This is a genomic window from Burkholderia sp. Bp8963, assembly GCF_003854275.1.
Classification (GTDB): Bacteria; Pseudomonadota; Gammaproteobacteria; order Burkholderiales; family Burkholderiaceae; genus Burkholderia.
In genome coordinates, this window is the sequence record NZ_QTQP01000108.1 from 1 (window position 1) to 7183 (window position 7183).

8 protein-coding genes and 1 pseudogene are annotated in these 7183 nt (G+C 55.5%); 4 read left to right on the top strand and 5 right to left on the bottom strand.

Annotated elements, in window-relative coordinates:
• Positions 1-116 (top strand): annotated as a pseudogene (locus DID96_RS37200) (IS5/IS1182 family transposase); the annotation flags it as partial.
• Between the two features lie 366 nt (positions 117-482).
• Here the strand turns inward: DID96_RS37200 and DID96_RS37205 are convergent.
• The 5 genes from DID96_RS37205 to DID96_RS37225 form a co-directional block, all read right to left on the bottom strand.
• Positions 483-848, bottom strand: a complete 366-nt coding sequence (locus DID96_RS37205) for a hypothetical protein (protein WP_124604249.1) — start codon at positions 846-848, stop codon at positions 483-485.
• Positions 849-1258: 410 nt separating this feature from the next.
• A complete protein-coding gene (locus DID96_RS39475; protein ID WP_124604252.1) occupies positions 1259-2065 on the bottom strand; it encodes an H-NS family nucleoid-associated regulatory protein in 807 nt (268 codons plus the stop codon).
• Positions 2066-2357: 292 nt separating this feature from the next.
• Positions 2358-2633 (bottom strand): HU family DNA-binding protein, encoded by a 276-nt coding sequence (locus tag DID96_RS37215; RefSeq protein WP_124604254.1) that lies wholly within the window; start codon positions 2631-2633, stop codon positions 2358-2360.
• Positions 2634-2767: 134 nt separating this feature from the next.
• Complete coding sequence (locus DID96_RS37220) at positions 2768-3229, bottom strand: hypothetical protein (protein WP_124604256.1); 462 nt, start codon at positions 3227-3229, stop codon at positions 2768-2770.
• 404 nt (positions 3230-3633) lie between these two features.
• The gene (locus DID96_RS37225; RefSeq protein WP_124604258.1) at positions 3634-4500 is read right to left on the bottom strand and encodes a Dam family site-specific DNA-(adenine-N6)-methyltransferase; all 867 of its coding nucleotides are present in this window, start codon (positions 4498-4500) and stop codon (positions 3634-3636) included.
• Positions 4501-4973: 473 nt separating this feature from the next.
• Here DID96_RS37225 and DID96_RS37230 point away from each other — a divergent pair, with 473 nt between their 5' ends.
• The 3 genes from DID96_RS37230 to DID96_RS37240 all read left to right on the top strand — a co-directional run bounded on the left by DID96_RS37230 (position 4974) and on the right by DID96_RS37240 (position 6924).
• Positions 4974-5552, top strand: coding sequence for a hypothetical protein (locus tag DID96_RS37230; RefSeq protein ID WP_124604260.1), 579 nt, complete (start codon positions 4974-4976; stop codon positions 5550-5552).
• Positions 5553-5737: 185 nt separating this feature from the next.
• A complete protein-coding gene (locus DID96_RS37235; RefSeq protein WP_124604262.1) occupies positions 5738-6250 on the top strand; it encodes a hypothetical protein in 513 nt (170 codons plus the stop codon).
• Positions 6251-6327: 77 nt separating this feature from the next.
• Positions 6328-6924: a hypothetical protein gene (locus tag DID96_RS37240; protein ID WP_124604264.1), complete on the top strand. Its 597-nt coding sequence runs from the start codon at positions 6328-6330 to the stop codon at positions 6922-6924.
• Positions 6925-7183 lie beyond the last annotated feature (259 nt).

Here is a 7183-nt window from a genome sequence, read left to right on the forward strand (position 1 = left end):
TCTTCAATCGCATCAAACATTTTCGTCGCGTCTCCACTCGTTACGACAAGCTCGCCGGCAACTATTTCGCCTTCGCGGTGCTTGCCTGCGCCTTTGGGCCGCTGGTGAGAATGTGAACAGGACCTAGAAGAACTAGCAACTGCGGCGCCAGGGTTCGATTTGGAGATTCTTCGGGTGCGTGCTTCGACGCGGCTTCGGCATTTCCCAACGAGGAGCGATGTGCATCTCTCCGCTCAAGCGCTCCCGATGATCTGGTCTGAGCCGGTGGACTAATTTTTTGAGCTGGTGCTCTATGGGGGCAATTGTGATTCGAGATTGGGGCAATGCCTAGAGATTGCTGACGTTGGCGTATGCGCGCATCTAATGGGAGCGCTCCGGTGTTGGTTCCGAACACAGTATTCAAACGATGGCACGCGGCGATACCGTACTCACCCGGCCAGAGCAAACTTCATATGTGTCTCATTGCTTGCCACCTGCTTTGCTCAGTCCGCTTTCCAGCCAAGAGCGGCCTCGATTTGGTGGCGATACGGCGTTGCTATCTGGCGTGGAGCCTTTCTGACATACTCTTCGGCGAGGTGGCGCTGTTCGCCTGATAGACCCTTCAGGTACTCGACGACTTCGTCCGCTGCGGGCTTACGCACGGCTTTGCCAAACTTTGCCGGCAGCGCTGTCCAGACCACGCCTTCAATCTCTTTGAGTCTGGCCCAATCGGGCAGATCGAGCACGCATTCTGGCGACTGCAACTCTCCGACTTGCCAGGAACCGATTAATCCATCGTGGTTCTTCTCCAGTATTCCTTCCCTTATGCCGAGGGCGTGTCGAGCTGCCGCTAAATTCTCTACGTCCAATATTCCCCACAGTGCGCGAACTGGTGGAGTCTCACGATCTAGGACAAACGTAATTCGGCCATTGTTGGACTGGCGAGCTAGCTCTACTTGAACGAGTGGCCCGTCCTCGTACCAGCGCGCACGAAGCGGCAAATTACCTGGGTTCCAAATTAGCGATCCCCAGCCTAAACATGCGAAAGTTGTCACTATTGCCTCCCATTCAAGTCAATTGATCGCGGCATGCGGCCGGTCGTTGACGTGTCCGATTTCGTCGCTGACTGACGACAGAGTTTAGCAACGCTCCCATCTTCCAGTTCTTGCATTGAACCGTAGGCAAAAAAAACACGGCCGCTGCCGGAGGCCCAGATAGAGACCTCGCTATGCAGCGGCCGACTCATACCATTTACGCTTTCAACCACCAGCGATGACTATCACTCCTCGGCCGATGCTGCCACTGGGGCGTTGGTTTGGTCGACGGCTACCGCAGAAGCAGCCGCCACCGTTTCAGCCTTCCGACCCGGTGCCTTCTTGCCGGTGACCCTCTTCGCAGTAACCGCTTTTGCCGCTGCCGTCTTTGGCGTCGCTTTCTTGGCTGCGGCGGTGCGGGTGCGGACGGCTTTCTTTGCCGCAGGTGCAGACTTTGTAGTTGCCTTCTTCGCCACTGCTTTCCGGGTTGTAACCTTCTTCGCTGGGACTGTACCCGAAGAGGCCGAAGAGGCCGAAGAGGCAGCCGAATCACCAGCTCCCGCAATCAGAAATTTTTTGCGGTCCTTTACATCTGCAATCCACGCAGGTGCGCGTCCACGCCCACTCCAAGTCGCACCGGTCTTCGGGTCACGGTACAGGGCGGGTTGCGGGCCACGCACATAGTGTCCAGCCTTGGCAACCGCCTTCGTCTTCGGGGCTGCTGAGCTGGAACCGGCGGCGACTTCAAATTTGGTTCGGTCCTTTACGCTAGCGATCCAGGCAGGTGCGCGACCGCGTCCTGACCACGTTGCGCCGGTCTTCGGGTCACGGTATTTGGCCGCTACGACGATATGCGTGTCCGTCGACTGGGCGCTCGGCTTGCGGCCACGTTTTTTCCCGAAGTGTGCCTCGAGGTCAGCAATCACAAGACCGTGTTTTTCCATCAGGTCACGAATCTTCTCGAGAGCACCCGAGCTTTGCCTTGCAGCTACCGATGCCGCCTGGGCTTCTAGTTTTGCGATTCGTGCTCGAATGGTTTCGAGGGTTGCCATAGTTATCTCTTTAAGGGTTGGTTGCCGCACTATGCCACAGTCATCGAGGATCGTGGCGGTTCCTTGCTCAATTCCGTGCCGACAAATCGAAAATCTGTTGTTCTTATTATTACAGATTCTTCATTCTGTCCTATGCAGCCATGTTGTCCTAATGGAAGGCTACCTCATTGCCATTTCTTGTTCTCATTTAAGAAGCTGCTTACTCGCGTCGATCGGTTCGATGAACCCGAAGGCGAATTGTGGTGATTCGGCGCGCGGCACAGCGCCTCGCTAGCGAAGTGCACCCTCCGCACTAGCTATTCACCAGGTCCTTGAATGACTTGCCGGCAGTGAACTTCACTGTCTTCGCTGCCGCAATCTTTATTTCCGCGCCAGTAGCGGGATTCCGTCCCGTGCGTGCCGCCCGTGCACCTGTGCCAAACGAACCGAAACCGATTAACTGCAGGTTGTTTCCATCAGCAACGGCCTTCGTCACGGCAGTAATGAACGCGTCAATTGTTTCGCCCGCCTGGGCTTTACTGCTGCCTGTAGCGGAGGCGACAGCGTCAATGAGTTCCTGTTTGTTCATCGTGAGTACCTCGTGTTGAGTGAGAGTGACTATCCAAAACATCTTCGTACATCACCGCGCGCTCCCCGTCAACGGCGACCTGTAGCGGCCAGGTTCAGCAAGTCAGCGGAGTGAGGCCAGAATCGTGGCCCCGCCTATTGCAGGTTTCGCGACGTCGCAGATTCGTCGAACCCCGCATCGTCACCTTGGATGCCAAGGGCCGTTCCTGCTGGTAGTGGCGATTGTTGGTCGCTCTGAATGAAGCGAGAGAGGCGATCCTGCGCATCAATGATGTTCCACATCGCAGCAGACGCCAGTTGCTGGTCGTGAATCGAAAGGATCTCCTCAAGAATCGGCGCCATTTCTGCGCCGATTCCCCACACCCCGTCGCGAATGGCCCGCCTACCTGCCTGCTCCAAAGCAGCCTCCCCGTGCCTATACAAATCAAGCGGCGCGTCACTGAAGCCGGAGACCTGCAAATAGTAGGTTAGATACAGCGCCTTGACCAATTCATTGAGCAGATGAGCATTTCCCTGGTCCTTGCGACAAACAGCAAGCGCCAGATGGTAGACCAAGGACATATCTTCCGCAGCCTTTCTGGGCATCGGAAGCAGCATCGTCTTGCTCAGATGACGACCGGATGAAACGCGACTCGAGGGTCGGCGTGCATTGCGCGACATTGTGGTGATGGTATGGATTGAAATCGTCAATTCGACAAATGTGACTGGATGTTGCCGTTGCATCCCAACGTCGATGCTCGAATTCTATAACCAAACAGCGCTGACAATTCCCACAAGACGTAACAAATCGCTCTTGCAGAGTTCGGTAAGCGAGCACGTTGAAGGACCCGCTAGCTTCCTCTACCGATGATATCTGCGCGTACTGGTATACGGCCAGACAACGAAATCGGCCAGACGAATGGCCGTTTTGCTCAGCGCCCGTCGACCCCGTCCCGCTCGCACACCGTCTCACGTTCGAGCTCTGGTATACAGGCATCCAGAGGGCCAGCGCTGCATCAAACTTAGGAATCGGGGCCGAAAGACTGAACTGGCCGAAACACGGCGATCAATTCCCCAACGTTGCCACGCCCTTCACCCGACGCACTGATTGAGCGACGGGCGCTGAACGTGTGAATCTCTGCCCCTTCGTACAACTCACGCGCTGCCTGACAATCGTGGTTTGAAACGACAACTGGGATTCCTCGCCCAGCGAGTTCTCTGGCAATTTCGGCAAGTTCCTCGTGACGTAACCAGTCGAATCCATGAGGCCCGTAGCTTTTGAAGCTCCGAGCGTCGTCGCGGTCGAGGCAAGGTGGGTCGCAATACACGACATCCCCCGTGCCCGCCGCCGCCATTAGCTCCTTAAAGTCGCAGTCGATGAATGTGGCCCGTGCCGCCTTCTCCGCAAACGCAAGAATCTCAGACGTCGGTAGACGAGGAACGCGCGCCGGATGTCCGTACGGAACATTGAAGATACCTGACCTGTTATAGCGGCACAGACCGTTGAACCCGAACCTGTTCAGATACAGAAACTGGGCAGCGCGAGCCACCGCGTCCTCTTCGAGGTTAAATGCTGCGCGTACCTTAAGGTAGCTGTCGGCAGTCCGATACCGCTCGTGAAATAACGTCTCCGCTGCGAGAACGAATTCCGTTGGCCGACGCGACACTTCTTGATAGACCTCTATCAGGTCGCGATTGGAGTCCCCGAGCAGGTACTCGTCAAAGTCGGTTCCGAGGAAAACCGCCCCACCTCCTACGAAGGGTTCGATGAGCCGTCGCCCGTGCGGAAGTAGCGGCACAACGTGACGGAGAATCCGGGACTTACTTCCGACCCATTTGAGAAACGGTTTGTGCGGACGAGCCGCTTGAGACACTGGATGTTTGTGCATCCAGAATGAAGCGATGTCCGTTTATCCCAACGGCGAATCAAGCTCGAGATCAGCTCGCGCCAGCGGTCAGTGCGAACGGCACTGGTGCCGTCGCAGTCGCAATAGGATGCGTGCTGCGCAATCCCCCGTTAGGCGCGGCCGGCTCCCACTGCCGCGCCCAGTTGCGCCCTCTTCCTGTTTTTTTGTCAGAACAAACCGGGCAACGCCTTCCCGCTCAGATGGTTCTAAAATTTAAATATTTATACACCAAACCCCACATCCATCAACTCATTGAATAAATTTACCATTCCACAAATCGACCCTGTTCGTAATCGTAAACTCGAATCTTCCATGTATAAATAATTGGATATTTTTTCAAATGTATTGATTTGAGGCATCAACCCGCTTAGTCTTCAATCCAGTCGCGATGCGCGCGCATATATTCATCCTCCCGTTTCCACCGCGCATCAGCAAAATATTCAAGGACCGGATTTATGACTATCGAATTCACTGACGAACACGCAGCAGCCTCACTTGAACTTACAGACCTGAATGTGGAACGGCTCTGGGAAATCCGCGAGATGGCAGTCGAACACGGAGGCCCTGCAGCATACCTGGTACCGGTAGCTGAGCTGCTGACGGACGACAGCTGCCTCAAGAATGAGACTTGCGTGGTTGCGTGGTTGCCGAGAACGCAGGATGCGGCGGATTTAGCAAATCCCGAGGTGTATTCCTCGATTGAAACTCAACTTGATGGTGGCCGCGTCGCCTGCCTGATGCTGGCAAAGGGTGCAGTCGCACTCGCCGATGAAGCTGTCTGGAGCTCAGGCGCTGGGCAAGAAAATCAGCTGTTGGTGTTCTGGTTGTTTAATAACTCCACCGTCTCCGTCTGCCAGTACCGCCTGAGCGAAGACTTGGTCGACGCGCTGGACATTGACGGCAAATGCGCGGAGAGCCACGTGCATCTTACCAAGGAAGAGACTATCGCCTGGCAGAAGGTCGCACGACAAGCCAAGCATGTCGGCCTGTTCGACGTTTTCGACCTCACCGAAGAGGAAGTCCTGGAAACGTAAGCGCAGGCACGGGCTACACCTGCGTGACTCTAGGGGGAACGATTTCTCTATCGTATTTTCCCTCGACTGTGCTCAATGCTTGGCCCCGCGAACGCGGACGGCGCAGCAACAGGAACAACTTCGCTATACGAATTCTGAGGCCGGCTCGCATCGATGCAGGCTGGCATCCATACTAAGGACAATATATGAATCGCTTCTCGGAAACAGACATTAACACGGCGCTTCTCGCGGAAATTCAGGCTCACTTTTCGGCTGCTGATGTTCGCGCAGCTTATGTAGTGCGACTTTCTGAGCTGTACGAGCAACCGAAGGACACGAATGAATGCGGCATCGTAATCCCGATGCCATGCAAGACAGCAGCCGAGATTGATTGCGAAGACCGTAAGGTGTCGACGCAAGTTCGCCGGCGTAAGAATGGGGACCGCGTCGAATGCCTGCTGGTCGCCGGCGGGCGCGTCGCGGTATGGGGCGCCGCAGTCGATCGAGCCAGGTCACACGACTTCGGCCGGGTATCGATATTGTGGGTCTTCGACGACGCGCAAAAGCTCGTCGAGTATTCAATCGACGAACAACTATATGAGGACCTCTGGGTCGCGCAACAGGCTGCTCAAAGTCATATGCACTCGCTTGAAGGGGACGATAACGCCCCCGATATCGACGAGGTCTTCGAGTATCTCGAGTGCATTGAGCTTGCCTAGCTGCTTCGGTAGTCATTCGACTGACAGAGTAAGTCGAATCATTCTTGATGCATATTTCAATTTTTTAGACCACAAACATGCCCGAATCGCAATTTTCATCGCAATTCATCGCCGACTTGACAGGCTTCATGCGTGACTGCCGTTTTCGTTACGATGAGTCCCGTTCGTTTTCGAACATCATGGTCGCCATCGCATATGCCTACCGGCCGCATGTCGAGTTCTGGGAACGACTGGACCTTGCTCTTGTCGTGACCGCGCTTGAGTCGTACCTGCCGAACCGTGCAAGCGACAACGCCGACGATACGGAATTTCTTCACGAAAGAATCGCTGACCACATCTATATGCGGCAGCACGATGAGCACAACGCCGCAATGCTAGCGGCATTGCCCCCCGAAAGTCGCCCTGTCGGAGCAGCCGAAACGGCAGACTGGATTTGTGCCGAACTTGAACGCAAGGGTGATATAGAGAGCTTCGAATATGCTGAACGGGACGGTAGGAAATGCGGCGAGGCGGCACTGATTCACCTGGCCGTGATGGAAGCGCTAGCAAAAGGACAGACCGTACTGGACCCGGATGCCGAGTTTGCGCACGAACTTCGCGCAAAGGCATTGGCCGGGGCAGCCAAGCATACAGCGCGCATCCCGGTCAGAACAGCCACATTTGATTTTGAGTAAAGCCGGCACCTGCCGGTGAGCGGGAGACAAGCAGCGGACGTTCCGCTGCTTTTTTTCGCCAACCGACGGAGCATTTGCGCGCCGTGGATAAAACAGGTCGATATAGAAACTAGACGTCTCCCCCGCAGGAGCCTAGTACAACATCCCTCAAATAAGTTTAATAATTATCGGGCTGTAAATATGGCTGCAGGAGCGTGACGATCACATCGGCCATTTCGTCGAGTGAACCCATGCCCGGCAGCGGCTCCCAACGCCCACT

Excerpts from the sequence above, each read along its gene's own strand:
- DID96_RS37225 (WP_124604258.1), bottom strand. The coding sequence starts at position 4,500 with ATGCACAAACATCCAGTGTCTCAAGCGGCTCGTCCGCACAAACCGTTT.
- DID96_RS37220 (WP_124604256.1), bottom strand. The coding sequence starts at position 3,229 with ATGCTGCTTCCGATGCCCAGAAAGGCTGCGGAAGATATGTCCTTGGTC.
- DID96_RS37230 (WP_124604260.1), top strand. The coding sequence starts at position 4,974 with ATGACTATCGAATTCACTGACGAACACGCAGCAGCCTCACTTGAACTT.
- DID96_RS39475 (WP_124604252.1), bottom strand. The coding sequence starts at position 2,065 with ATGGCAACCCTCGAAACCATTCGAGCACGAATCGCAAAACTAGAAGCC.
- DID96_RS37240 (WP_124604264.1), top strand. The coding sequence starts at position 6,328 with ATGCCCGAATCGCAATTTTCATCGCAATTCATCGCCGACTTGACAGGC.
- DID96_RS37235 (WP_124604262.1), top strand. The coding sequence starts at position 5,738 with ATGAATCGCTTCTCGGAAACAGACATTAACACGGCGCTTCTCGCGGAA.
- DID96_RS37215 (WP_124604254.1), bottom strand. The coding sequence starts at position 2,633 with ATGAACAAACAGGAACTCATTGACGCTGTCGCCTCCGCTACAGGCAGC.